Origin of the sequence: Nocardia nepalensis, from assembly GCF_048910785.1 — a bacterium.
Lineage (GTDB): Bacteria > Actinomycetota > Actinomycetes > Mycobacteriales > Mycobacteriaceae > Nocardia > Nocardia nepalensis.
Genome location: NZ_JBKBET010000035.1, coordinates 170336 through 193675 on the forward strand (window position 1 = coordinate 170336; position 23340 = coordinate 193675).

Below are 23340 nucleotides of genomic sequence, written 5' to 3' on the forward strand. Positions count from 1 at the left end.
GGTCGATCGACCTACACTCGCGGTGTGAGCATTCCCACAGAGCCCATCGGCAGCGTACCTCGTTTCTCCGACCTGCTGGCCGCCATGACGGCCCACAATCCCGGCGAACTGGACGCCCCCGCCCTCGCCGAACTCCAGGCACGCGCGGTCGCCGACACCATCGACGAGTTGATCGCGCTCGGCTCACCGGTCGTCACCGACGGGGAACAGACAAAACCGAGTTTTGCCACCTATCCCATTACCGGACTGGCCGGACTTGCGCCCGACGGCGCGGTGATCCCGTTCGCGGATGGGCATCAGCGGCAGTTGCCACGGCTCACCGCGGGGCCATTCCGGTACCAGGTCTACGCCGAGCAGTATCTGCGTGCGGCGCAACAACATTCGCAGGCTCCGGTGAAGCAGGCGGTGATCGCGCCCTCGGCACTGAGCCTGCTCTATCCGGCCGACGGCATCGCAGGCTATGCCCGCGAGGACTTCCTGGCGGATCTGGCCGACGAAGCCGAAAAGGATATCCGCGGCTGCCTCGACGCGGGCGCACACCTGGTCCAATTGGATTTCACCGAAGGCCGACTTTCGCTGAAACTGGATCCGAGCGGCGGCGTCCTCGATAGCTTCATCGCACTGAACAACTCGGTGCTGGAACGCTTTTCGGATGCCGAGCGCGCCCGCATCGGCGTGCACACCTGCCCCGGCGGCGATCAGGACTCCACCCACAGCCTCGACATCGACTACACCGCGCTGCTGCCGAAACTGTTGCAGCTGAAGGTCGGTGCGTTCTACGTACAACTGGCCAGCGAGCCGGACCCGGACAAGGTCCTCGCCGTTATCGCCGAGTACCTGCCCCCCGACGCCCGCATCTTCGTCGGCGTCACCGACCCCATCGACCCGCGCGTGGAAACCCCCGAGCAGGTCCGCGACCGCGTCCTCAACGCCGCGCGCTACCTTCCTGTCGACCGCCTCGGCACCTGCGACGATTGCGGATTCGCACCATTCGCCGACGACACCTCCACCTCCCGCGATATCGCCTTCGCCAAGATCCGCGCCCGCATCGAAGGCACCGCCCTGGCCGCCGCGGAACTGGGCATCTGAGAGCCGGGCTCCCTGCGGCGTTGATCGGCGGGTCGCATCCTGGACGATCACCCTTCGGCGATGGCGGCGAGTCTGTCGACGGATGCTTGGAGCTTGTCGGTGGTAGTGGCTCGGGCGCGTGGGAGCCGGTTCTCGTCGGTCAAGCGCGACCAATCGTAGGTGTGCGTGACCCGGGTAAGTGCCGGGTCCAATGGTTCGAGCTCCCAGCGCCACAGGTGACCCGGGGGTGCCTGCTCCGGTTCCGCGGGCAGCCAGGCGATGCGGCGGCCCTCTTCGAACTCCACCACATGGTTCTCCCGGATAGCCCCCTTGGTGGTCGTCATCGAGAACATCTCGCCTACCTCGCGCACACGTTGACCCTCCGGTGCGTGCGCGAGGTTGTCGTTTCCATCCCAGCGCGGCTGTTGCGCCGGGTCGGCGATCAGCTCGAAGATCTGCTCCGCCCCTGCGGCGATATCGCGGCTGGCGGTGACGATGCGCGGGACTTCGGTGTCGTCGGTCATGGTCCGATCCAAGCATCCGAGCCTGACTTGCGCCAGGCCGCAGGGGCAGAGGCTTCCTCAGAAGATTTGCAGCGGAGTGGATTTGGGGAAACTGACGGGGAGGGCGGTCAGGGCGCGCTGGAAGGGGCCGGGGCGCCAGGTCAGGTCCTCGGCGGGGACCGCGAGGCGCATTTCGGGCAGTGCGTCGAGCAGTTGATCGATCGCGTCCTGGACGATCAGTGACGCGACCGATCGGGCGGGGCAGGCGTGCGGGCCGGCGCTCCATGCCAAGTGCGAGCGGTTGTCGGTGTACTCCCCGGTATTGATGGCCGGATCGTTGTTGCAGCCGGACATGCTGATCACGACCGGCTGGTGCGCGGGCAGCCAGGCACCATCGATCAGGATCGGCTGCCTCGGGAAGCTGACGCAATAGTTCGACAGCGGCGGGTCGGTGAACAGCACCTCGTCCAACGCATCTCGCGTGGGAAGACTCCCACCGAGAATGCCACCCGCGAACCGCGTGTCGGTCAGCATCAACCGCAGCGTGTTGACGATCAGATTCTGGGTCGGCTCGATGCCCGCGCCATAGAAGCTGAGCACCTGGTGGATCATCTCGCCGTCATCGAGTTGCGCCGGGTGGGCCAGCAGCCGCGAGACGATATCGTCGCCGGGCTGTTCACGTTTGAGGCAGACCAGGTCGAACATCGCGTCGCCGAACATCTTGTTCGCCGCGGCGGCGTCGACGCCTTCGAACATCGCGGCCATACCCGCCGCGGCACGCTGACCGATTTCCGGCGGGCAGCCGAGCATCTCATTGATCACCGCGAAGGATAGGGGAAAAGCGTACTGGCTGATCAGATCCGCCGTGCCGTTCTCGCAGAACGAGTTGATCAGCGGAATGGCGATCTGTTCCACGGTGGAATGCAAAGCGAACAGGTCGATTTCGACGAGTCCGGCGACGGTCGCCTCCCGATAGCGGGTGTGTTCCAGGCCATCACTGCGAACCGCGGCCGGACGCCATTCGAGCATCGGCCGAATCGGGCAGTCTTCGGGGACGTCCCGCTGCCAGGTCCGCGAATCGGCCGGAAAATGGTCGGGATCATTGAGGATTCGCAGCGCGGTGTAGTAGCCGATCACCAGAGTGGCTGGCACGCCGGGCGCCAGTTCCACCGGCACCAATGCACCGTATCTCTCACGCATCTCGCGGTACGCGGTATGCGGATCCGCGGCGAATTCATCTGAGTACAGCGAGATTCGGGGGCCGTCGGTATCGATCGGCGATCCGTGTGCGATCGGGCAGGAGCGAAGGTGGGTTGCCGACTCTGGCGTGGTCAAGTGACGTAACTCCAGTCGATGAGCAGAAACGGTGAGCAGGCACGCCTCAATGCCGCCCGCTCAGAGCAACAGTCAGGGTACGTGGGCCACCACTTCCGTGCCTGCCGCGATCGCCACCCCTGGTGATGCGACATGTGACCGGCATTACAGTGGTTATGGGCAGACACGAAGGAAACCGATTGAGCACAGCAGCGCACGGCAACCCCTGGGTGGCCGTCCGACCCGATGACGACCTCACGCAGTTGGCGCTGCGGATGTCATCGGCGCACCGCTGCTTCGTCGAAGGCGTCGACCTGCTGCCGACCGTGCGCCCCGACGGTGATTCGGTGCGTTCGGTCGTGCTGGATTCCTGGCGGCGCAGCCGAAGTAGCGGCGTCGACCCGGACGGCTTCGGCGATGCGGTGGATCTCGACGGTCCGGAACTGCAGCAGTATCGGGCCGCGCATCCCACCGCGCTGATCCGGCCGGTGGTGCGAAAGTTGTTGGTAGAGGACGCCGCCGAGGCCGGACTGCTCGTCGCGATCAGCGATGCCAAGGGCCGGCTGCTCTGGGTCGAGGGCGATTCGAAGGTCAAGGACCGCGCGCTGGCAATGAATTTCGTCGAGGGCGCCGATTGGAGCGAGGACCGCGTCGGCACCAACGCGCCGGGCACCGCACTCGCCCTCGATCATCACGTGCAGATCTTCGGTGCCGAACATTTCAGCCGCGTGGTGCACGACTGGAGTTGTTCGGCCGCCCCCGTGCACGATCCGCTCAGCGGCCGGATCATCGGGGCCATCGATATCACCGGCGGCCCGAGAGTCGCCGCGCCGGAGGTATTGTCCCTGATCCGCGCGACGGTGCTGGCCGCGGAATCCGAACTGCGGCTGCTCATGCTCGATTCGACCGAACCGCTCGCCGCCCCGGCGGCCCGCCTGCGGGTGCTCGGCTCGAACCGGCCGATCCTGGCCCGCGGCGGCGAGCAGATCCGCCTGTCGCAGCGACATGCCGAGATCCTGTTGCTGCTGGCCGAGCATCCCGAGGGCCTGAGCGCCGACCACCTCGCCATGCTGCTCGACGAATCGGAACTGGATCCGGTGACCGTGCGCGCGGAAATGTCGCGGGTGCGAAAGATGTTGGGCGCCAATGGTCTCGGCTCGCGACCGTATCGGCTGCTGATGGATCTCGACACCGATGTCGCCGAGGTCAGACGCGCACTCGCGCGCGGCGACACGTCGGGGGCGTTGCGGGCGTACCCGGGTCCGGTCCTGCCCCGTTCGCTCGCACCCGGCATCGATGAGCTGCGCGTCGAGTTGCGCGGACGCCTGCGCGCCGCCCTGCTCGCGGCGGGCGATCGCCGCTTGCTCGCCCGCTGGACCGATTCGGTCGACGGACGCGACGACGTTGCGGCCTGGACCGCCTACCTCTCCTCGCTGGACCGGCGGTCCTCGATGTATGCCCAGGTCAAGACGCAATTGCGGCTGCTCGATAGCAGGTTGGGCATCTGACCAGTTTGTTGCAACCGTCGTGCAACATGGATACTCGTAGTGTTCCGGATCACATCTGACACAGCAATCGTCCGCAGATCGAGGAGCATTCGATGACCGTCTTCGCCCGCCCCGGAACACCCGACGCCGCCATGTCGTTCCAGGCCCGCTACGACAACTGGATCGGCGGCGAATGGGTTGCGCCCGTCAAGGGGCAGTACTTCGAAAATCCGACCCCGGTGACGGGGCAAACGTTCTGCGAGGTCGCCCGCGGCACCGCCGAGGACATCGAACTCGCCCTCGATGCCGCGCACGCCGCCGCACCAGCCTGGGGTAGGACCGCGGTCGCCGAGCGCGCCCTCATCCTCAACAGGATCGCCGACCGGATGGAGGAACACCTCGACGCGATCGCCCTCGCCGAAACCTGGGACAACGGCAAGCCGATCCGCGAAACCCTGGCCGCCGATATCCCGCTGGCCATCGATCATTTCCGCTACTTCGCCGGTGCCATCCGGGCCCAGGAGGGTTCGCTGTCGGAGATCGATGTCGACACCGTCGCCTACCACTTCCACGAGCCGCTGGGCGTGGTCGGCCAGATCATTCCGTGGAACTTCCCGATTCTGATGGCCACCTGGAAGCTCGCGCCCGCGCTCGCCGCCGGAAATGCCGTGGTGCTCAAGCCCGCCGAGCAGACGCCCGCCTCGATCCTGTTCCTGATCGGTCTGATCGGCGATCTGCTGCCGCCCGGTGTGGTCAATATCGTCAACGGTTTCGGTGTCGAGGCGGGTAAGCCGCTGGCCTCCAGCCCGCGGATCAAGAAGATCGCGTTCACCGGCGAGACCACCACCGGCCGCCTGATCATGCAGTACGCCTCGCAGAACCTGATTCCGGTCACCCTGGAACTCGGCGGCAAGAGCCCCAATATCTTCTTCTCCGACGTCCTCGCCGCCAACGACGACTACCAGGACAAGGCCCTGGAGGGCTTCACCATGTTCGCGCTCAACCAGGGCGAGGTCTGCACCTGCCCGTCGCGCGCGCTGATCCAGTCCGATATCTACGACGAATTCCTGGCCGCGGCGGTGGTGCGCACCAAGGCCGTGCGGCAGGGCGATCCACTCGACACCGACACCATGATCGGTGCGCAGGCCAGCAACGATCAGTTCGAAAAGATCCTGTCCTACATCGAAATCGGCAAGGGCGAGGGCGCCACGCTGCTCACCGGTGGCGAGCGCGCCGACCTCGGCGGCGATCTGTCCGGCGGCTACTACGTGCAGCCGACCGTCTTCGCGGGCAGCAACTCGATGCGGATCTTCCAGGAGGAGATCTTCGGGCCGGTCGTCTCGGTGACCTCGTTCTCGGACTACGACGATGCCATCAAGATCGCCAACGACACCCTCTACGGACTCGGCGCCGGCGTGTGGTCGCGCGACGGCGCGGTCGCCTACCGGGCCGGACGCGACATCCAGGCCGGACGGGTGTGGACCAACACCTACCACCAGTACCCCGCGCACGCCGCGTTCGGCGGCTACAAGCAGTCTGGCATCGGCCGCGAGAACCACCGCATGATGCTCGATCACTACCAGCAGACGAAGAACCTGCTGGTGGGCTACGCGTCGAAGGCGCAAGGCTTCTTCTGATGGCCATGGTCCCCCGGCGCGTGCGCGCCACCGCGGCGGCGATGGATCTGCTCCGTCGCCTCCGCGGGCGGCACGGACCGCTGATGCTGCACCAGTCCGGCGGCTGCTGCGACGGTTCGGCGCCGATGTGTTATCCCGCAGGCGAATTCGTGGTCGGCGATCGCGATGTGCTGCTCGGACTGCTCGATCTGCGATTGCGGGTCGGCGAACTTCCCGCGACCGAACCGGAGCCGGATGATAGTGCGCCGGTGTGGATTTCGGGCCCGCAGTTCGCCGCCTGGCAACACACCCAACTCGTCCTGGACGTCGTACCCGGGCGCGGTTCGGGATTCAGCTTGGAATCGCCGGAAGGATTTCGATTCCTCAGTCGCGGAAGAGTTTTCGACGACACCGAGCTTGTTGCTCTGGCCGCGATCGAGCCCGTGACCGGTGCGGGCTGGGAGCGCGGTGAGCGTCCGGCGGCGGCCACCGAACCGCAGGTCGTCGCCGAGGCGGCCGATGCCTGCCCGGTGCCCGGTCCCGGCACACCTCAGAAATCGGATTGATTCAGCAGGTAGGAGGTCGCGGTTGCGATCCCATCCGACGCACTGGTTTCCACTGCGGCACTGACGATTCCGGCTCAGGCCCGAGTCCGCCGATTGACGTCGACCATATCGAGCACCAGATCCTGCAGCACCCGGCGCGTTGTATAAGCCTGCGCGATAAGGGGTTCGGACGACTCGATCTCGGCCAGCTCCACCAGCCGATTCACTTGGTGACAGACCGCAACGAGCCTTCGGATCGCTTGACGTCGCTCGGCCAGATTCATGGTGTCGGTGGACATATTCAGCAGATCGCATCGGTGCCGCCGACTGTTTCGTCAGGGTTTGCTGGATCACTACGGGGCCGCTCCAGCAACATCCACGCGATCCGGTTCGACGAAGAGTCGAACCGGATCGTGGTCTACATCCGCTTGATTGTCGCGAACCAGGCCGGTGCGCCGTCGTCGTGGAATCTCGTCTGAATCCGGTCCGGTTCGATGGCGGCGATATTCCATCCGGCCTCGGGGTTGAATGCCGCTCTCAGCTCTTCCCGACCGATGGGGTGCGGGCCGGTATCAGGACCATTGTCGCTGAAGCACAACACATACACGGTTCCGTCGTGCTCGGTCACCGACGCCAGACTCGCCACGTATCCTGGTCGCTCGTCGCCGTCCAAGGTGTGGAACAGTCCGCAGTCCAGCACCGTGTCGAACCTGCGCCCCAAACGCTGCAACCGGAACGCGTCGGCCGCAGCGAACTCGACCTCGATCCCGCGGTCGTCGGCCTTCGCCCGGGCGATCGCCAGTGCCGTCTCGGCCACGTCGACGCCCAGGACCGGCAATCCGAGCGAGGCGATGTGCAGAGCGTTTTCTCCGGTGCCGCAGCCCGCATCGAGCACCGCGCCGGTGAATCCGCCCTCGGCTGCCACGCGCACTATTGCCGGCTGCGGCTGCTCGGTATCCCAAGGTGCTGGGCCGTCGTGGTACGACGCATCCCAGGGCAGTCCGGTCATGCGTTCGTGACTGGTCGGATGCCGGGCCGCGAACGGATCGTCACCGAGGGATCGCTGCGACAACTTCGTCACCTCCTTGCCACCGACCGGGCCACCTCATCGTGGCACAGCAGCACCTGGAATCGCCGGAACTACGACGCGATCGGTCGGGGGTAGGGGCTGTGCATGGTCAGCCAGCGGATGTCGAGGTCTTGCTCCAGGTACTCCATTCGCTTGTCCCAGAACGCTTTCAGATGCGGCAGCGCCAGGTGTCTGTCCAGGTCTTCCTTCGATCGCCAGACCTCGTAGAAGACATATGTGCCCGGGTCGTTCTTGTCCTCGTGGAAGTGGTACTCGAGCGCACCGTCTTCGGCTCGGGTCGGTGCGACGAACGACAGCAGCAGTTCCTGGAGTTCGGCTGCGCGTTCCGGTTTGGGGCGGGCGAAACCGATCAAGGCATAGGGCATATCGGCGTCAGGTACGAAATCTGTCATACCTCGGACGCTATCCGCCGATCAGGTACGATGCAAGTCATACCTTGTGTGAGGAGATGTCGTGGTGCCCGACAGTGCTGAGCCCACCCCGGAGGAGATGGATCTGGGCACGGTATTCGCCGCTCTGGCGGACAAGCACCGTCGCCGGATAGTGCTCACCTTGCTCGCCGAGCCCGACGGAACCGAACGGCACTGCAGCTCGTTCGGCCTACCATTGTCGAAAGCCACACTCACACACCACTTTCGAGTACTGCGCCAGGCCGGTCTGATCCGTCAGGTCAATCGCGGCAATAGCAATATGGCCCAACTTCGACGGGCCGAACTGGCGCAGCGTTTCCCGGCACTGATCGAACTTCTGCGCACCGAGGCGACCTCAGACCCAGGTCGCTGATTCCGGGGTGATGCCGCGGGCGCGGGCATTGGCATCAATGATCTCGCGCAGCCAGGTGGTCAGTCCGGGCTCGAGCGCATCGTAGAAAGCGGAGAATTCTGGGTCGGCGGTGTACCTCCGGGCTATGCAGACCTGCATCGAGTGGGTGCAGTCGAAGTAGGTGTCGATCGATGCGCGGTGCCGCTCGGCCAGGGCGTTGGCCCGGTCGCTTCCGGGGATCACTCCGGCGCGGTGGGCCGCCGCCAGATCCGCGTTCAGAACCTCGACGCTGTCGGCGATCTGCTGCCAGTGTTCAGCCGTTCTGCCTGCGGCGCGTTCGGCGTACTGAGCCCACTGGCGGGTGTCGCCCCAGCGGTCGCGTGCCTGCGCGGCCCAGTCGGGTTGCCAGTGCTGGCCGAAGATCGCGATCTGCTCCTCGGCCGAAAGCAGGATCCCGGACTCTCTGGCTTCGATCATGCGGTCCATGGCGTCGGCCATCCGGTGCAGGCGGGCAGCGCGCTCGCGAAGTGAGTCGCGCTGCCCGCGCAGCGATGCCATCGCATCGGTGGCCGGGTCGTCCAGCAACGACTTGATGCCGTCGAGAGGTACGCCCAGCTCACGGTAGGTGAGCACCCGGTGGATCCGGGCGATGTCGGCGACGGTGTAGAGCCGGTATCCGGCCTCGGTGCGTTCGGACGGGCGGACCAGCCCGATCGCATCCCAATGATGCAGAGCCCGGATCGTGACGCCCACCCGCGCCGCGGCAGCACCGACGGTGAGACCGGCGCCGTCGTCGAGATCCACACCGTCCAGTCTGACAGCCGGGCCAGACGACATCCTCATTCGCCGGGCCCTTCGATTCCGATGGACCGCAGATACGCGGCCTCGGCGCTGCTCGGGTCGTACGGCCGCGCCGCCGTCATGATCACCCGCGTGTTGTCCGGCGTGCGGATCTCCAGCTCCACCGAGTTCCACGGCATCGTCCGCGGCCCCGTCGTGCAACCCGGCAGCACCTGCGCACACGCCGCCGCGATCTCATCGATCTGGCTCAGCACGCACGCGAAACTCACGCTGAGTGCGGTGGACTCGGCCGAGCGCTCGTTCGGCACGAGCAGGACGTCCTGAAACGCCCAGCGCCGCAGGTGCGTGATCTGCCCGGGGACCGTGAACAGGTCGAAGAAGCCGAGCCCGCGAGTCCAGAAGTCCACCGACGCAGCCAGATCGGGCGTCGGCACCGTGACGAACATCGGCATCCCGTAGATGCCGCGGAAAGGCTCCGGTGCGACAGCGTCGAGCGCGGGTACGGGCACCGGACTGATATCGAATGCGGGGTAGTTTTCGCTCACCTCGACATCGTCGAGCCTCACGTAACGTCAGGGTCAAGCGGCTGCGGACCGCCGTTCGAAACGGCCGATCAGTGCCGAGCGAACAGCATGCGAACGACCGGCGCCACATGCCAACAAGAGGTGAGCGGGACGCACCGGAATCTCGAGAAGTGGTGCAATCGGCCAGCCACTTCCGCAACGATGAAGGCCATGACCGAATCCGTCGCACTCACGCTCGATCGACTCCGCACGGACTTGCGGGAGTATGCGCGCCTAGCCGAGGCTCGCTACGACCCGGCGGTCGTGGATCCGGTGCTGGATACGCTCGCCGATCTGTGGACCAGCTCCGCGGTCGGCGTGCGCACCACCACGCATCCGGTGCCCGAGCGCGAAGTCAATGCCCGGGTGATGCATCCCGGTGATCCCACCGACCTGATCGAAAGACTCTGCGGTGCAGGACTTCTCACCTACACCGGACATCCGATGGAGCAGCTGCTTGCCGATATCTCGGCCGCCGTACCGGTCCGCTCGGGTGTCGATCTCGCACTTGCCGGCGGTGTGCAGAAGATCTGGCTGGTCTTCCCCGAATTACTCAGCGTGGAGCGGATTCTCGAATTCGCCGGTATCCCCGACTCGGCACGCGCCCACGCCGAGCACCTGTCCCGCTACGGTGGCCAAATCGGCATACTGGCAGTCGATTTCGATGCCCGCACAATGAATCTCTACTCGAACGTCTTCGAGCCGGGAACCCTTGCCCCCGCCGATATCGCCGGGATTCTGGCCGAACTCGACTTCACCCCGGCGGACGCCGAACTGGCGCTGCTCGGACGCACATTCAACCTCTACCGCACCTTCTCCTGGACAGCACCGCGCATGCAACGCATCTGCTTCCCGGTCCGCTGCGAGCCGTCGAGCTTCCCGACCTACCTCGACCCGGTTCTGGACCGTTTCGTCGACGGCGCACCGTTCGCCGACCCGGACACGCGAGGATTCGTTTTCTACGCCACCTACGGCCCGGACACCCGCTACTACAAGGTCCAGGCCGAATACGCCGCCGCCCGCCAGGCCGCCTTCCCCGGCGGAACCGCCCCGAGCCGCACCTGAATTACACTGGTCAGCTGGCAATTCCGCGGATCTCGCGGTGCGGATGCAGGCTGCGGAATCTGCTGCCGTGGAAGATCAGCGGCTCGGCGTCGGCACGGGCGGCCAGCCGGTTGATCCGCAGGATGACCACCGTGTGGTCGCCCGCGGGAATGCGGGCCTGGACCGCGCCTTCGATCCACGCCGTCGCACCGTCGATGAATATCGCGTCGGCCGCGCCGCGGTGGACGTCGACATTGTCGAACCGGTTGCCGTTGCGGGTGCTCAACGCCCGCGCGGCGTCCTCCTGGTCGGTGCCGAGCAGGCTCAGCCCGAGGTGCGTCGCGGTGTCCAGCTTGGGCCAGGTGGCCGAGCTGTTCTGCACGCAGAACGACACCAGCGGCGGATCCAGCGAGACCGGAACGAAGGTGCTCACCGCCAAACCATGTGGCGTACCTTCGATTTCGGCGCACACCGCGACGACACCGCTGGGGAAGCCGGCGAATACCCGGCGCAGGCCGGCGCCGTCGGATGGAAATTCGAAGAGCTCATGCATGATCGGCCGCCTTCGAACTCAGCGCCGCGGCGATGGGTCGCCAGCGGGTGGTGTAGCGCTCGATGGCGCCGTCCTCCTGAAATGTGCTGTCCGACAAGTAGAGACCGGGCAGCGCGGCGGTCGCGCCGAGCTCGACCAGCACCGGTTTGAGCAGCAGGTCCGGCGCGAGTGCGTGCGCCGGGCCCGCACCGAGCATGAGTGGGACGGCCACGACATCGGCCAGGCCGGTGCCGCCTTCGAACTGTTCGAGGAACAGCTTCAACAGACCGGTGTAGGTGGCCTTGAAGGTCGGACTGGCGAAGACCACCAGGTCCGAAGTCGCCACGGTGCGCACGGCAGCGGCGACATCCGGGTCACCCCAGGACAATAGGCCCGCACCGAAGGAGACCAGATCGATCACCTCGGGTGCCGTGTCCGGGCGTAACCCCTCGGCGACCAGCGTTGCCGCGGTCAGCGTGCGGGAGGCCGGCTTCGGATTGCCGACGACGACCGTAACTGTCACTTCCCTACCCTCTTCTCGCTCGGATCAGATCACACCGTGCAGCTGAGTGCGCCCCTTCCACTCCAGCACCGGAAGCCGACCGACAGGAGGGTTTGAATCCGTGCGATCGGATCACGGCCCTCGATGCCGCACCGTCTCGAACTCGCGCCGAACCTGTGGACCGGCATCGGCCTGATGCGCGACGGCCTGTTCGGCTCCCACGACAAGGTCGCCGACCGCCTGACCGAGTAGCACACCGGCAGCTCCGCGTGGTGCCACCTGCGACAAGAGGTGAGCTGTCGGGACACGCCGGGTAATCGAACACGCCGACAGCGCTGAGGCTGAAACCGATACAGACCATACGATCTCGCTATGACCGTTGAGGTTGGGAAAGTGCTGGTTACCAGGATGATTCAGCGGAGCGGCCGATCGGTGTTGGTGACCGTCGGTACCCCACAGCTGTTTTCCTCGACTGATTCGAACTACGTATGCCGACTACGTATCGAGGGATTACAGCCCGCACCGATGATGATCCGAGCGACCGGCAAGGAACCGGTGCAAGCATTGATGTCCGGACTAGGGGAGATCAGCACGCGACTGTCGCTGTCCCTGCCCGATTTCCTAGCCGACGCACACATCGGTGGCGATTTCACCCCAGTTCGCACCTAATATCAGGGCGCTTCGACCCCCCACTCGACGACATGCCCGGTTCTGCCGGGCATGTTCCGGCGCCGATCGATCTCGCGCTCGACCACGCGATGCGCTCGAAGATCGGCCCAGTGATCACCCGCGACACCGCGGAACAGGCATGGGCCATGGCCGATCGCCCGTTCTCCGGCCTCGACCCGGCCGAAATCCAAAGCGTACGAACCAGCCTGGCCCGCAGCGAATCCGAGGGCCAGTGCCGAATGCTGGACCTACACGGCAGCCGTGCCGAATCCGACCCTGTAGCAACGCCTTTCGCAACCGCCATGCGCTGATCAGCACCGACGCGGTTCGAGCATTCGCCAGCCGAACGTGCCGAAGATTCTGGCACGTCAACAATACGATTTACGTCGACGCCCAATTAGAACCTGTTACAGTCTGCCGACTCGAGGCACTTTCCTACGCCTCAAATCGGAAGGTTTCACTCATGTACGACCGACGCCCCTCGGCCAACACCGGCGTTCGCCAAGGGATGACCCGCCGCAAATTCTTGGCGGGCACCGCAATTGCGGCCGGAGCTATGGCGCTCAGCCCGGCCGCGTGGACCGCGAAGGCGTCGGCGGCACCCATCGGCAACGGGGATCATGTGCCGAATCTGATCATCGGAAGCGGCTACGGCGGCGCGGTCGCCGCGCTGCGCTTGTGCCAGGCGGGCAAGCAGGTGGCGATGATCGAGATGGGGCAGAACTGGACCACACCCGGCTCGGACGGAAAAGTCTTCTGCACCATGACCGATCCGGACGAGCGCTCGTATTGGTTCCGAACCAGGACCGAGCAGCCGATCGGCTATTTCGTCGGGGCGGATATCAACCGAGACATCAGCCCGAGCGACGCCGGTGTGCTCGATTCGGAGCATTTCGCGGCGACACGGGTTTACCAGGGCCGCGGGGTCGGCGGCGGCTCGCTGGTCAACGGCGGTATGGCTCCCCTGCCGAAACAGGACTACTTCCAACAGATCCTGCCATCGGTCGACGCGACGACGATGTACTCCACCTACTTTCCCCGGGCGCAGGCCGCGCTCGGCGTCAACAATGTCGACTCGGCCTGGTTCGAATCCGCCGAATGCTACAAATACGCGCGGGTCAGTCGCAAAACCGCCAACAACGCAGGCTACACAACAACATTCGTGCCCAATGTCTACGACTTCGGTTATATGCAGAAGGAGCAGGCGAATACCGCCACTCGCTCGGCACTGGGCGGTGAGGTGATCTACGGCAACAACTACGGAAAACGCTCGCTGGACAAGACCTATCTGGCGGTGGCCGCCGCGACCGGCAACCTGAGCATCTCCCCGCTGCACAAGGTCACCAGCGTGGCACCGGCGGCGAGCGGCTACACGGTGGTCATCACCCAGATCGACGTGCTCGGCAATACAGTGGCGACGAAAACCGTCACCGCGGACAAGGTCTTCTTCGCGGCGGGCAGCGTCGGCACCAGCAAGCTGCTGGTGACCATGAAAGCGCTGGGCAAGCTGCCGAACCTGGCCGATTCGGTCGGCGCGGGTTGGGGCAATAACGGCAATGTGATGGTCGGCCGGGCCGGGCTGGATTTGACCGGGGCGCTGCAATCCGCGATTCCCTGCATGGGCATCGACAGCTGGGCCGACGCCAACGGTCCGGTATTCGCCGAAATCGCCCCGTTCCCAACAGGTACCGAGAACGGCGTGAATCTCTATCTGGCAATCACCAAGAACCCCAACCGCGCCAAGTTCACCTACAACTCGTCCACCGGCGGGGTAGATCTGTCCTGGCAGGCGTCGTACACCCAGCCGTCGATCGATGCCGCGAAACGCGTATTCGATGCCATTAATTCCAAGGCGGGCACGATCTATCGGACCGATCTGTTCGGCGTCTACAAAGTCTGGGGCGACGACTTCGTCTACCACCCGCTCGGCGGCTGCTTGCTCGGACAGGCCACCGACAACTACGGCCGCCTCAACGGATACTCCGGCCTGTACGTCATCGACGGGTCACTCATTCCGGGCAACACAGGTGTCAACCCGTTCCTGACGATCACCGGCCTCGCGGAACGCAATATCGAAAAGATCATCGCCTCCGACCTGGCGTAACTACTCGGCCTGCCGACCGCCCGCCGCACAGCTCGCGGTCGGCGGGCCACGATCCTCGTCCGCGGCCATGCGTCATACATCGGCCAACCCGTGGCCAGGCCCGCCACCGGACGCGATCCGGTCCCGAACTCATGGCAAACCGGTGCTCCCTTCGGGCCGGTAGGCGACAACTCGGGTTCCTCCGGCCAATTGGTCGTGAATTCCCTGGCGCGCAGGACTTTTCGCGATCGTGTAACCGATGGCTATTAATAAGGCGAAGTCGATCAGCGCATACAGGTCCGTGTCGGGGGTAGCGAGGAACAGTAGCAGGTAGCAGTTGCGGATCAGAGCCGCCGCGAAGCTCGGTTTGTTCGCATCCCCGGGTCCCCGTACCCGCATACCCAGCAACCGCATGCCGGGGGTCCAACCCACCCAAGCCTGGAACCCCGCAAAGTAGAGCAGTATCAGGGCCGCGACGATAAGACGCGAGGTGAGGTCGCTCAGTTCATGCGTCAGTCCGATAGCTCCAACCGCGAAGGCGATGGGCAAGAGGAGGACAGCCGAGGCGACCATGTCGATCAACAACGCCGCGAACCGGATCCATGCCCCCGGCAGTGTTTGCGGTGGTGACGATCCCAGCGGTCGTTGGTATGCGGACATGCTTGTGCACCTCTCGGCTTCGTACTGGTGGGGGGACCCGGTCCGCGCCTCGAGTCGCGCCGTCGGGTTATTCATCATCTTGTGCCCGATCCACCGATGCGAATACCCAACCCAGGGTTTAGATCTTTGACCCGCGCGGTGGGCGCACCGCCGAAACCCCTGGGGGTGGTCGAACCCAACCCCGGGGTGCCTATCGGCGTCCCCGACGCGGGTCGATGCTGAACGCGAATAAATCCACTTCCCAGCAGCGATTATCCAGCGGAAGTCGCCTCGACGAGCGGATCCGGAACCAGGGTCTGTACCGAAACCCATCGGCGTGGCGGGCTTTCGCCATGAAGGAATCACATGGACAAAACAGCGCTAATTCTCGGGGGCGTAGTTACCCTCGCCGGCATGCTCATGGCCGGCATCAGCGGCGCGCGGCACGCGAGATCATCGGACAGCGGATCGTCTGGACAAGACCGACTCGGCGGATCCGACAGCACCATGCACCAGCGATCCGCAAATGAAAACGATGACCTGGCGTAGTCGACAGATGGCGCGAGTGCCCACGCTGATCGCGGTGGGGGAAGTGCGATGAGTGCGTGGCACTGGATAATTCTGCTCGGCCTCCTCGTGGCCGTGATCGGGCTGGCCAGGCTCGGGAAGACGATGGCGCGCACTCCCGCCGACACGCTGCCCGCCGGCTGGTACCGCGACCCCGGCGGCGCTGCGTTGATGCGCTACTGGGATGGGGCGAGCTGGACGGGCCGGACTCCCGGGCAGGGCGACATGCCTCCGATGACCGAAACCCCAACCCCGCGTTGGTATTACGGGACGCGAGAGCATCCTGAAGCGACGACCATTCTGGTCCTGGGCATCCTCAGCTTGACCATCTGTGCGCTTATCGGCCCCTTCGCCTGGCGGCGGGGCAAACGGGCACTCCGCGAGATCGACAGGTCCGGTGGCACGATCGGCGGCCGGAGCGCAGTTAAGGCTGGTTACATCTGCGGCGTCATCGGCAGCGTCTACTGCATTTGCATAGCAGTGGTTGTGGTCTCCCTCATTGCCTTCGCGGCAATTCATCACTGAGCACGAAGGTCAACCCTTCGACTTCGTTCCGGGATCCCGGGTCGGGTCGGCCGCTTACAAATCCAGGGTTCAAGCAGGATATGTCTTCTTGAACCAATCGACCAACTCGGTCTCGGTCTTGGGAACCTGGTAAGGACTATCCGGCGAGTCGGCGAAGAATTCGACATTCAGGAATGCATTTTCGGCGCTGGCCACGAGCGCGGGAACGTTTTTGGCGCTCGGGTCTATCATGCAGGTGTATCGGCCGACACGTTTGCCCTTTACGAACCACGCATCGTCGGACCCAACCGATCCGCCGCAGCCGTGCACCTGCTGCATCTTCAAGATGGCGTCGTACATGGTCTGCGTCGATTCCTTGTCCGGATATGCGAAGAATACGCCGTTGGGCGCGCCGGCGGCCGGGTTGCTGTCGCAGACCAGGATTGCCTTCGCCGGGGACGGTGGATCGGAGTGTCGACAGTTCGCCTTGCCGTATCTCTTGGTATCCATGTACTTGTCGAACAGCTCGAGGTCGGCCGGAGTATAGAAGTCCGGGTCGTGCCCGGGTTCGCTCTGCACCGCTGCGTTACCGTCGTGCACGAAAGAATCCAGTGCGTCTTGTCCGCCCGGGTCGGTCCAATTGAAGAATTCCATGACCGCGGGGTTGTTGTTCGTGATGATCGTCGACGGCGCGGGCGGCGTGACGGACTTGTCGGCGTAGCACGCACGGCGCCCGACCTCCTTGCCTTCGGTGGTCAACGACCCGTCGATACCGGGCGGGTCCGCAGGGCAATTGCTGGTATGCAATGAGGCTGTGAACGAACGGTAGGCCGCCGTCAGGACATCGGCATTCGGGAAGTGGTAGAACAGCCCACCTGGCGCACCGACGGAGGGATTGTTGCCGCACCTGAGAACGGCGTCGGCCCCGAAAGCCGGGTTCTGGTGTTTGCAGTTGCTGCGGTTGTAACCGAACACGGGCATCACCTTGAGCAGACCGATATCCGCCGCGGTCAGGTCGGTCGGCGGGGCTGCGGGCGGCGACGCCGCCGTGGGTGCCGGGTTGCCTTTGGATTCGGATACGGACCTGTGTCCCACCAGTTTCCAGATACCAAGGCCACCAGCGGCCAAGATCACCAGCGCCGCGATGACACCGACCACTACCCAACGCCGTTTCCGTCCCACCGATGCCGGTCCACGCTCACCGCTGGATGCAGCTGGCAATGGTTCACCGCTGGATGCAGCTGGCAATGGTTCACCGCTGGATGCCGCTGGCAATGGACTCGGTGGTAGTCGGGTCGCGACGGCGTCGGGCGGCACCAGGCCGATGGTTGGTGAGTCGTAGTACGAGCCGCCCACTTGCTCGGAGGCTGCCCTGGCCAACTCACCAGCGCTCGCGTACCGGTCTTCGGGAGACTTGGCCAAGCCGCGCGCGATGACCGCGTCGAACCCGGGTGGGATGTCGGATCGCATCATGCTGGGTTTGGGTGGCGGTTCGTACAGATGCGAGTGGATGAGGGCGGCGTCGGTATCAGCGGTGAATGGACGTACACCGGTCAGGCATTCGTACAGCACGCACGCCAACGAGTAGACGTCGACGCTTGCGGACACCGGGGCCGCTCCGAACCGTTCCGGGGCTATGTAGTGGAAGGAACCGATCGTGGCACTGGCCGAGGTGAGCCGGGCATCCGTCGCCACGTGCGCGATCCCGAAATCCACCAGATACACGAAGTCACCGGCCGTGACGAGGATGTTGTCCGGCTTGACATCGCGATGAATCAGGCCTTGTGCGTGTGCGGCGTCCAATGCCGCGGCTACCTGCGCGATCAGTGCGACAGCCCGGGCGGGAGGCAGCGGGCCCGTCGAGTTCAGCAGCGACCGCAGGCTAGAACCCTGGACCAACCGCATGTCGATATAAAGACGCCCGTCGATCTCTCCGTAGTCGTGGATGGGGATGACATGCGCTTCCTGCAGACGGGCCGCGGAGTGCGACTCGCGTTGAAACCGTTCCCGGTAGAGCGGGTCATCGGCGAGTTGCGCCGGCAGCACCTTGATCGCGACGGTTCGGTCTTTGGTCGCGTCGTAGGCTTCGTACACCTCGCCCATACCGCCCCGACCGATCAATCGGTCCAGTCGGTACTTCCCGAACCACGCGCCGGCACCGGGAGATCGCGGCGTTTCGGTCACCGAACCGATCTCCACGACCGTTGCAGATACATACGACCGCGCATGATGGTCAAGTTTCTCACGAACCGGGGCGGGTTGCTGGACGATTGCGGGCCTATTGCCGAACGTCCGATGAGAATCCGTTGCTGACCGCCCTCGAGGAGCTTTGCACCTCCGATATGCACACGCTGCAATTCGCCGCCCAGACATTGAATTACGAGCTTCTGGCCGTACTTCCTGCCTGTCTTTCTCGGATCGACGCCGTCAACCGTATTCACTCATCGGATATCCAGCACGCGAAGCGCAATTCGTCCGAACCCCGCCGAATCTTGTGAGAAGCTTGACCACGGCGTGCGGGCGGGTACGACCACACGGTCGTCTGCCCGCGGCTGACGCTGCTCAATGCAATTCTGCTCAGCCGCCACCTGCACCGCGTCATCCTGACAATGGGAACACCCTGATTGGGAGAGACACATGTATCGCCTCCAATTTCAGGCCGCAAGCCTCGCATGGACCTTCGACGAGGACAGAGTCCTGCGCATCGGGCGGTCTCAGGATGCGGATATCCAGCTGGATGCACCAGGTGTTTCGCGCATACATGCCGAACTGCGACCAACCGCCGTCGGATGGGACCTGCACGACAACGCCAGCAGCCAGGGCACATGGGTGAACGAACAGCGCGTCGAGCACATCACGCTGGGGCCGTCGACAGCGGTGCGCTTCGGTATGGGGGCCGATGGCGTCGAGGCGACGATCACGATCGACCTGCCGACTGCGGACGAGCCGACAAAACGAACGCCATACCTGGAGGCCACCCGCGTCTACATCTCCGGAGAGTCCGCCACGGGACAGCCCGGCCCGGGCATGTTGATCCGCACCCGGGACGGCGACACGCAGATCGAGTGGGGCTCCACAGTCCGGATCGGCCGCGAACCCGATTTGGACGTCGTCGCCGACCACCCAGCCGTCTCGCGACAGCACGCCGTGGTCGAGGCACGACCGGACGGGTGGTGGTTGCTGGACCGCTCCACGTCCGGGTCCTTTATCGACGGTGAACGAATCGTCGAGAAGAAGATCACCACGCCCACCCAGGTGTATCTGGGTCACCCGACTGCCGGATACGAGTTGACGCTGGTGCCCCTGGTCGATGTCGCCGCGGCACAGAAGCTTTTCGCCGCGAAGCGTCGCCGCCGCATCCTTGTGCGCGGGGCGGCCGTCCTGGGCGTCCTGGTCTTGGCCCTCGGCGTCGCTGCGGTGTTCCTGCTCTCGGGCAGAGCACCAGAACCGACCACCTTGACCGCGTCGCGACTCGACCGCGCCAAGCGGGCGAGCGTCGAGATCATCGCGGCCGAGCAAGACGGTGTGCCCCTGTGGCGGGGATCGGGAACCCTCATCAGTTCCGACGGGCTGATCTTGACGAACGTGCACGTCGGGCATCCGAGCGCGCCGGGAAGCCCGGAACAAAGCGACGAGGCTCCGATGTACCTGATCGCGCTGACGAAAGACGACGCCAGCCCGGCGGAAACCAAGTATCGCGCGACCACCATCGTCTCCGACGGCTATCTCGATCTGGCGGTGATGAAGATCAACGCCAAGGCCGACGGGTCCGCCCTCGACGGCGGGCAACTCGAATTGCCCGAACCCCTGCCGATCGGTAACAGCGATGCCTTGCACACGGGCGACCACATCACCGCCCTCGGTTACCCCTCGTTGACCTCCGGCCGCGCGGTTACCGGACCGCTGACCGTTACCAGCGGCGATGTCTCGAGCTTCATGTCCGACCCGGTGACACACACCGACCGCTTCTGGATCGACAGCACCGAGCGATTGGCCTCGGGAAACTCCGGAGGTGCCTCGATCAACAACGCCGGTGAATTGATCGGGATCAACTCGGCGGTCGTGACAGCCGAGACCTCGGGGGGAAGGCTCGGCGAATTCACATCGGGTTCGTCTCTCATCCGACCGGTCGCACTCGGCGCCGACATCATTCGGATCGCGCGCAAGGGCGGCGACCCCAAGTATGTATCGCCCTACCTCGATAAACTGCCGCATCTCGATGCGAAGGCGACGGTGCGATCGGCGGGCTGGGGCAAATCCTCTTCGGAGGGATGCGAAGGTGCCAGCACCGAGGACCACCCCCAGACGTTGACGGGGATTGCGGTCGGCGACGTCATCTACGCAAAATTCGAGGTCACCGGGATACCCGATGCCACGCCATTCGTCATCGCCTTTATCGCCGACGACAAACGCACCGTTCTCTTCCAGGCAGAGAGCACATGGAAACTGGGCGAAGCGAAGCAGTGTGTCGAACAGAACCTCGAGATCCCTCGTGGCATCAAGGGCGCCGACGCGATCCTGATCGTCGGCCCACAAAATGAAGTTCGCGTCGTGAATCCCGTAAGGTTCGGCTGACGCCATAGCTTCAGAACTGCTCGGTCACCTCGAGGCTACGGTGCGGATCGGGGAAATCTGCTACGCGGTGAGTTGCCGTGACATAGCCGGCGAGAACGATAACAATGCCGCCCATGACGGTGGCGGCGAGCGGCGGATTGATAGATCGGCGGGCTGATCAGGCGCACGATGCGACACCGCGCGGGCGATTTCGGCCCGATATCGAGGGGTTACGAGCAGTTGCCGTACTGGCCGTTGTGCTCTTCCATGCGAACATGCCCGGGGTCGGGGGCGGATTCGTTGGTGTCGATGTCTTTTTCGTCATCTCTGGCTTCCTCGTCACCGGAATCCTCTGGCGGGCAGCGGCTACCGCCGACACAGTCGGGCTGGTCCGGTTCTACGGCGCGCGGGCTCGCCGTCTGCTGCCCGCGGCGGGGGTCGTGCTGGTTGCCACCGCGATCGGTGCGGCCGTACTGCTGCCGCCACTGCAGGCTCGGCAGGTCCTCGGCGATGGGATCGCCAGCGCCTTGTACGCCGGGAACTATCGGCTCGCGCTGCGCGGCACCGACTACCTTGCCGGCGACACGCTTCCGTCGCCGTTTCAGCACTTCTGGTCGCTCGGTGTGGAGGAGCAGTTCTATCTGCTGTGGCCGGTACTGATCGCCGTCACGGCCTGGTTCGCGCGACGGCGCCGAATCGGATCGGCCACCGTGTTCCCGTACCTGATCGTTCTTGCCGTCGTCACCGGGCTCTCCTTCGTGATCTCGCTGATCTGGACCCGCACGCTGCCACCGTTGGCTTTCTTCTCGCTGCCGACGCGGGCCTGGGAGCTGGGCGCCGGGGGCATGATCGCGCTGTCGGTCACTGCGTGGTCCCGGTTACCGAAATCGGTTGTCGCCCCGGCCGGATGGATCGGTCTCGCCCTGATAGTCGCGGCGTGTACCCAGCTGAACGGGAAGACACCGTATCCGGGCACTGCGGCCCTGCTGCCCGTTCTCGGTACCGCCCTGGTGATCGGATCGGGTTGTGCGCAAACACGATTCGGGATCGGTCGCGGACTGGCGCTGCCGGTAATGCGGGCGATCGGCCGCGTGTCCTACTCCTGGTATCTGTGGCACTGGCCGGTATTGCTGCTGGCGCCGCGCGTGCTCGGTCACCAGCTCGGACGGGTCGGCTCGATGGGCGCGGTGATGATGGCAGGCGGACTCGCCATGCTCACGTTGTGGCTGGTCGAGAATCCGGTGCGCTTCGCCGCCCCGTTGCGCGGGTCGGGCGCACGCAGCCTGGCCTGTGGCGGCGCGATCACCGCGGTCGCCGGTGGTGTGGCGCTGATGCTGCTGGTGCTCATTCCCGTCCCGGTCGGCCGCGGCGCGGCGGCCGCGGCTCTTACGCTCGCCACGCCGGCCGCACCGGCTGCTCCCAGCGCCGACACGCGCGACGCGGCGGTCCGGCAGCTGACCGCACAGACGCAGACCGCAGTCGCTGCCTCGGCCGAAATCCGTTCTGTCCCTTCGAATCTCACCCCCTCACTGGCGGACGCGCCCGGCGACAAGGCGGGCGTGTTCGTCGACGGCTGCGTGCGATCGTGGCGTGAGGTGGGCCAGGCCGAGTGCGCCTCCGGCGATCCGGACTCGGCCACGACGGTGGCCCTGGTCGGCGATTCACACGCCGCGATGTGGCAGCCGGCGTTAGAGACGATCGCCGCGCAGCGGCACTGGCGGCTGGAAACCATGGCCAAGGTCACCTGCCCGTTGCTCGAACTGCCCATCACCAGCCCGTATCTCGGCCGGAACTACACCGAATGCGAGCAGTGGCGCGGCCAGATCCTGACCCGATTGCGGGTCGAGCACCCCCGCCTGATCGTGGTGAGCATGTCCCGGCGCTACGGCGCCGATTTCGGCTTCGTCTCTTACGACCAGGCCTGGGTCGAGAGCCTGAACCTCCTGGTCGGCCAGCTGCGCGCGACCGGAGCAGCGGTCCTCGTCCTCGGGTCCATCCCCGATCCGCACACCACCGTGCCGACCTGCCTGTCCGAACATATCGACAATGCCGCGGCATGCGCGCCAGCGCGCCCGGACGCGGTCAACGACGCGGGTATCGCGGCCGAGCAGGCGGCAGCCATCGCCGGCGGCGGCCAGTACGCCGATCTGACCTCGCTGTTCTGCACCACCGCCCGCTGCCCCCTCATCATCGGTGACAACCTGGTCTACCGCGACGACAATCACATCACCGTCAGCTATGCCAGAACACTCGCACCGGTCATCGCCGCACTCACTGACCGCGCGCTCACCAACAGCTGAGCCAGCCATGCGGATCCGAGCTCGACTCAGGGCGTTGCGAGACATAGCCACCATCGACCGACGCAAGCCGCGCCGAGAACGACGCAGCGAAAGCGGCCGAAGGCAGTAACGGCCAAATCTGGCTCAGCACAGAGGAAGTCGCCCCGGATTCACGAGCTCGACGCAGACCACAGGCAGCCCGTATTCGCGGGCGCATG

Annotated in this window: 24 protein-coding genes; 13 read left to right on the top strand and 11 right to left on the bottom strand. The window is 65.1% G+C overall.

Going from position 1 to position 23340, the window contains the following annotated elements:
• Positions 1–24: 24 nt before the first annotated feature.
• A complete protein-coding gene (locus tag ACHQ4I_RS29410) occupies positions 25–1089 on the top strand; it encodes a cobalamin-independent methionine synthase II family protein (RefSeq protein WP_420775120.1) in 1065 nt (354 codons plus the stop codon).
• 47 nt (positions 1090–1136) lie between these two features.
• Here the strand turns inward: ACHQ4I_RS29410 and ACHQ4I_RS29415 are convergent, their stop codons facing one another.
• Complete coding sequence (locus ACHQ4I_RS29415) at positions 1137–1592, bottom strand: SRPBCC family protein (protein ID WP_420775121.1); 456 nt, start codon at positions 1590–1592, stop codon at positions 1137–1139.
• Between the two features lie 57 nt (positions 1593–1649).
• On the bottom strand, positions 1650–2906 hold the full coding sequence (locus ACHQ4I_RS29420) for a cytochrome P450 (RefSeq protein WP_420775122.1): 1257 nt from the start codon (positions 2904–2906) through the stop codon (positions 1650–1652).
• Positions 2907–3160: 254 nt separating this feature from the next.
• Between ACHQ4I_RS29420 and ACHQ4I_RS29425 the strand changes: the two genes are divergently transcribed.
• The 3 genes from ACHQ4I_RS29425 (at position 3161) to ACHQ4I_RS29435 (ending at position 6554) form a co-directional block, all read left to right on the top strand.
• A complete protein-coding gene (locus ACHQ4I_RS29425; protein ID WP_420775199.1) occupies positions 3161–4393 on the top strand; it encodes a sigma-54-dependent transcriptional regulator family protein in 1233 nt (410 codons plus the stop codon).
• A 92-nt stretch (positions 4394–4485) separates the two neighbouring features.
• On the top strand, positions 4486–6009 hold the full coding sequence (gene adh / locus ACHQ4I_RS29430; RefSeq protein WP_420775123.1) for an aldehyde dehydrogenase: 1524 nt from the start codon (positions 4486–4488) through the stop codon (positions 6007–6009).
• Positions 6009–6554: a DUF779 domain-containing protein gene (locus ACHQ4I_RS29435; protein ID WP_420775124.1), complete on the top strand. Its 546-nt coding sequence runs from the start codon at positions 6009–6011 to the stop codon at positions 6552–6554. Before adh ends, ACHQ4I_RS29435 begins: the two co-directional genes overlap by 1 nt.
• A 74-nt stretch (positions 6555–6628) precedes the next feature.
• Here ACHQ4I_RS29435 and ACHQ4I_RS29440 read toward each other — a convergent pair whose 3' ends face one another.
• The 3 genes from ACHQ4I_RS29440 to ACHQ4I_RS29450 form a co-directional block, all read right to left on the bottom strand.
• Entirely contained in the window at positions 6629–6832 is a 204-nt protein-coding gene (locus ACHQ4I_RS29440) for a hypothetical protein (protein ID WP_420775125.1), read from the bottom strand.
• 119 nt (positions 6833–6951) lie between these two features.
• Entirely contained in the window at positions 6952–7542 is a 591-nt protein-coding gene (locus ACHQ4I_RS29445; protein WP_420775200.1) for a class I SAM-dependent methyltransferase, read from the bottom strand.
• A 131-nt stretch (positions 7543–7673) separates the two neighbouring features.
• Positions 7674–8015, bottom strand: coding sequence for a putative quinol monooxygenase (locus ACHQ4I_RS29450; RefSeq protein ID WP_420775126.1), 342 nt, complete (start codon positions 8013–8015; stop codon positions 7674–7676).
• Between the two features lie 64 nt (positions 8016–8079).
• Between ACHQ4I_RS29450 and ACHQ4I_RS29455 the strand changes: the two genes are divergently transcribed.
• Positions 8080–8406 (top strand): ArsR/SmtB family transcription factor, encoded by a 327-nt coding sequence (locus ACHQ4I_RS29455; protein WP_420775127.1) that lies wholly within the window; start codon positions 8080–8082, stop codon positions 8404–8406.
• Here ACHQ4I_RS29455 and ACHQ4I_RS29460 read toward each other — a convergent pair.
• Together ACHQ4I_RS29460 and ACHQ4I_RS29465 are read right to left on the bottom strand one after the other, a co-directional pair.
• Positions 8389–9189, bottom strand: coding sequence for a MerR family transcriptional regulator (locus tag ACHQ4I_RS29460; RefSeq protein WP_420775128.1), 801 nt, complete (start codon positions 9187–9189; stop codon positions 8389–8391). The two genes, ACHQ4I_RS29455 and ACHQ4I_RS29460, sit on opposite strands and share 18 nt — an antisense overlap.
• Before the next feature lie 35 nt (positions 9190–9224).
• Positions 9225–9731, bottom strand: a complete 507-nt coding sequence (locus ACHQ4I_RS29465) for a VOC family protein (protein WP_420775129.1) — start codon at positions 9729–9731, stop codon at positions 9225–9227.
• A 189-nt stretch (positions 9732–9920) separates the two neighbouring features.
• Here ACHQ4I_RS29465 and ACHQ4I_RS29470 point away from each other — a divergent pair, with 189 nt between their 5' ends.
• Positions 9921–10814 carry an aromatic prenyltransferase gene (locus tag ACHQ4I_RS29470; RefSeq protein ID WP_420775130.1) on the top strand — a complete coding sequence of 298 codons (894 nt, stop codon included), beginning with the start codon at positions 9921–9923 and terminating at the stop codon, positions 10812–10814.
• Between the two features lie 10 nt (positions 10815–10824).
• Here the strand turns inward: ACHQ4I_RS29470 and ACHQ4I_RS29475 are convergent, their stop codons facing one another.
• Together ACHQ4I_RS29475 and ACHQ4I_RS29480 are read right to left on the bottom strand one after the other, a co-directional pair.
• Positions 10825–11346 (bottom strand): flavin reductase family protein, encoded by a 522-nt coding sequence (locus ACHQ4I_RS29475; RefSeq protein ID WP_420775131.1) that lies wholly within the window; start codon positions 11344–11346, stop codon positions 10825–10827.
• A complete protein-coding gene (locus ACHQ4I_RS29480; protein WP_420775132.1) occupies positions 11339–11848 on the bottom strand; it encodes an NADPH-dependent FMN reductase in 510 nt (169 codons plus the stop codon). Before ACHQ4I_RS29480 ends, ACHQ4I_RS29475 begins: the two co-directional genes overlap by 8 nt.
• A gap of 351 nt (positions 11849–12199) precedes the next feature.
• Between ACHQ4I_RS29480 and ACHQ4I_RS29485 the strand changes: the two genes are divergently transcribed.
• From ACHQ4I_RS29485 to ACHQ4I_RS29495, 3 genes are all read left to right on the top strand, one after another.
• On the top strand, positions 12200–12496 hold the full coding sequence (locus ACHQ4I_RS29485; RefSeq protein WP_420775133.1) for a DUF6968 family protein: 297 nt from the start codon (positions 12200–12202) through the stop codon (positions 12494–12496).
• A gap of 32 nt (positions 12497–12528) precedes the next feature.
• Positions 12529–12807, top strand: coding sequence for a hypothetical protein (locus tag ACHQ4I_RS29490; protein ID WP_420775134.1), 279 nt, complete (start codon positions 12529–12531; stop codon positions 12805–12807).
• A gap of 152 nt (positions 12808–12959) precedes the next feature.
• On the top strand, positions 12960–14600 hold the full coding sequence (locus ACHQ4I_RS29495; protein WP_420775135.1) for a GMC oxidoreductase: 1641 nt from the start codon (positions 12960–12962) through the stop codon (positions 14598–14600).
• A 129-nt stretch (positions 14601–14729) separates the two neighbouring features.
• Here the strand turns inward: ACHQ4I_RS29495 and ACHQ4I_RS29500 are convergent, their stop codons facing one another.
• Entirely contained in the window at positions 14730–15551 is an 822-nt protein-coding gene (locus tag ACHQ4I_RS29500; protein ID WP_420775136.1) for an RDD family protein, read from the bottom strand.
• A 264-nt stretch (positions 15552–15815) separates the two neighbouring features.
• Between ACHQ4I_RS29500 and ACHQ4I_RS29505 the strand changes: the two genes are divergently transcribed.
• On the top strand, positions 15816–16310 hold the full coding sequence (locus ACHQ4I_RS29505) for a DUF2510 domain-containing protein (RefSeq protein WP_420775137.1): 495 nt from the start codon (positions 15816–15818) through the stop codon (positions 16308–16310).
• Between the two features lie 69 nt (positions 16311–16379).
• Here the strand turns inward: ACHQ4I_RS29505 and ACHQ4I_RS29510 are convergent, their stop codons facing one another.
• A complete protein-coding gene (locus ACHQ4I_RS29510) occupies positions 16380–18473 on the bottom strand; it encodes a serine/threonine-protein kinase (protein WP_420775138.1) in 2094 nt (697 codons plus the stop codon).
• 122 nt (positions 18474–18595) lie between these two features.
• On the opposite strand from ACHQ4I_RS29510, the gene ACHQ4I_RS29515 reads away from it, so the two are divergent.
• The 3 genes from ACHQ4I_RS29515 (at position 18596) to ACHQ4I_RS29525 (ending at position 23143) form a co-directional block, all read left to right on the top strand.
• Entirely contained in the window at positions 18596–18787 is a 192-nt protein-coding gene (locus tag ACHQ4I_RS29515; protein ID WP_420775139.1) for a hypothetical protein, read from the top strand.
• 139 nt (positions 18788–18926) lie between these two features.
• Complete coding sequence (locus tag ACHQ4I_RS29520; RefSeq protein ID WP_420775140.1) at positions 18927–20864, top strand: FHA domain-containing protein; 1938 nt, start codon at positions 18927–18929, stop codon at positions 20862–20864.
• A 113-nt stretch (positions 20865–20977) separates the two neighbouring features.
• Entirely contained in the window at positions 20978–23143 is a 2166-nt protein-coding gene (locus ACHQ4I_RS29525; protein WP_420775141.1) for an acyltransferase family protein, read from the top strand.
• Positions 23144–23340 lie beyond the last annotated feature (197 nt).

Excerpts from the sequence above, each read along its gene's own strand:
- ACHQ4I_RS29450 (WP_420775126.1), bottom strand. The coding sequence starts at position 8,015 with ATGACAGATTTCGTACCTGACGCCGATATGCCCTATGCCTTGATCGGT.
- ACHQ4I_RS29505 (WP_420775137.1), top strand. The coding sequence starts at position 15,816 with ATGAGTGCGTGGCACTGGATAATTCTGCTCGGCCTCCTCGTGGCCGTG.
- ACHQ4I_RS29475 (WP_420775131.1), bottom strand. The coding sequence starts at position 11,346 with ATGCATGAGCTCTTCGAATTTCCATCCGACGGCGCCGGCCTGCGCCGG.
- ACHQ4I_RS29485 (WP_420775133.1), top strand. The coding sequence starts at position 12,200 with ATGACCGTTGAGGTTGGGAAAGTGCTGGTTACCAGGATGATTCAGCGG.
- ACHQ4I_RS29425 (WP_420775199.1), top strand. The coding sequence starts at position 3,161 with ATGTCATCGGCGCACCGCTGCTTCGTCGAAGGCGTCGACCTGCTGCCG.
- ACHQ4I_RS29470 (WP_420775130.1), top strand. The coding sequence starts at position 9,921 with ATGACCGAATCCGTCGCACTCACGCTCGATCGACTCCGCACGGACTTG.
- ACHQ4I_RS29415 (WP_420775121.1), bottom strand. The coding sequence starts at position 1,592 with ATGACCGACGACACCGAAGTCCCGCGCATCGTCACCGCCAGCCGCGAT.
- ACHQ4I_RS29490 (WP_420775134.1), top strand. The coding sequence starts at position 12,529 with ATGCCCGGTTCTGCCGGGCATGTTCCGGCGCCGATCGATCTCGCGCTC.
- ACHQ4I_RS29445 (WP_420775200.1), bottom strand. The coding sequence starts at position 7,542 with ATGACCGGACTGCCCTGGGATGCGTCGTACCACGACGGCCCAGCACCT.
- ACHQ4I_RS29520 (WP_420775140.1), top strand. The coding sequence starts at position 18,927 with ATGTATCGCCTCCAATTTCAGGCCGCAAGCCTCGCATGGACCTTCGAC.
- ACHQ4I_RS29435 (WP_420775124.1), top strand. The coding sequence starts at position 6,009 with ATGGCCATGGTCCCCCGGCGCGTGCGCGCCACCGCGGCGGCGATGGAT.
- ACHQ4I_RS29440 (WP_420775125.1), bottom strand. The coding sequence starts at position 6,832 with ATGTCCACCGACACCATGAATCTGGCCGAGCGACGTCAAGCGATCCGA.
- adh (WP_420775123.1), top strand. The coding sequence starts at position 4,486 with ATGACCGTCTTCGCCCGCCCCGGAACACCCGACGCCGCCATGTCGTTC.
- ACHQ4I_RS29500 (WP_420775136.1), bottom strand. The coding sequence starts at position 15,551 with ATGGGTTTCGGTACAGACCCTGGTTCCGGATCCGCTCGTCGAGGCGAC.
- ACHQ4I_RS29495 (WP_420775135.1), top strand. The coding sequence starts at position 12,960 with ATGTACGACCGACGCCCCTCGGCCAACACCGGCGTTCGCCAAGGGATG.
- ACHQ4I_RS29525 (WP_420775141.1), top strand. The coding sequence starts at position 20,978 with ATGACGGTGGCGGCGAGCGGCGGATTGATAGATCGGCGGGCTGATCAG.